1 protein-coding gene is annotated in these 1,059 nt (G+C 64.4%); it reads left to right on the plus strand.

What is annotated here, in order from left to right:
• Positions 1 to 12: 12 nt before the first annotated feature.
• Positions 13 to 1,059 (plus strand): condensation domain-containing protein (locus AC5L34_RS29480; protein WP_494827919.1); only part of this gene is annotated, 1,047 nt, incomplete at its 3' end.

Consider the following 1,059-nt stretch of genomic DNA (forward strand, 5'->3'; position numbering starts at 1 on the left):
CCGGGTCGGGTGTTGTCGTTCGCGCAGCAACGCCTGTGGTTCCTGCACACCCTCGACCCGAAATCCACCGCCTACAACACCCAAACCGCCTGGCACATCGACGGCCAACTCAACCTCGACCACCTCGACACCGCCATCGGCGAAATCATCCACCGACACGAAGTCCTCCGCACCACCTTCACCGAACACAACGGCATCCCCCTACAAATCACCCAACCCCCCACCACCCACCACAGCACCCGCCACGACCTCACCCACATCAACCCCCACCACCACGACCACCACATCCGCGACATCCTGCGCACCCAACTCGACCAACCATTCGACCTCACCACCGGCCCACTACTGCGCAGCCACATCCTCCAACTCACCCCCACCACCCACGTGCTCTGCCTCACCTGGCACCACATCGTCCTCGACGGCTGGTCCGTCGGCCTCTTCCACACCGAACTCAACCACCTCTACACCGACCTCACCCACCACCGCCCACCCTCACTACCACCCCTCAAAACCCAATACGCCGACATCGCCCAACGCCAACACCACCACTGGAACACCACCAACGCCCAACACCACCTCCACCAACTCGCCACACGCCTCCGCAACGCCCCACCCGTCTGCCACCCACCCACCGACCGACCCCGACCCGACACCACACCCGGCCCCACCACCGTCCACCACAGCCAACTACCCCCCGACACCACCACCACCCTCACCACCCTCGCCACCCAAACCGGCTCCACCCCCTTCGGCATCCTCCTCGCCGCATTCCAACTCCTCATCCACCGCTACACCAACCAAAACCCCATCGTCATCGGCACCCCCCTCACCGGCCGCACCGACCCCGACGCCGAAAAACTCATCGGCTTCTTCGTCAACACCCTCCCCCTCCCCGTCGACATCAACCCCCACCACACCTTCCGCCAATTCCTGCACCACTCCCGCACCGTCCTCATGCACGCCGTCACCCACCAAGACATCCCCTTCGACAAACTCGTCGAACACACCAGACCCACCCGCGACCCCCACACCCCACCCCTCATCCAAACCGTCTTCACC

Source organism: Micromonospora sp. ZG13 (assembly GCF_059359355.1).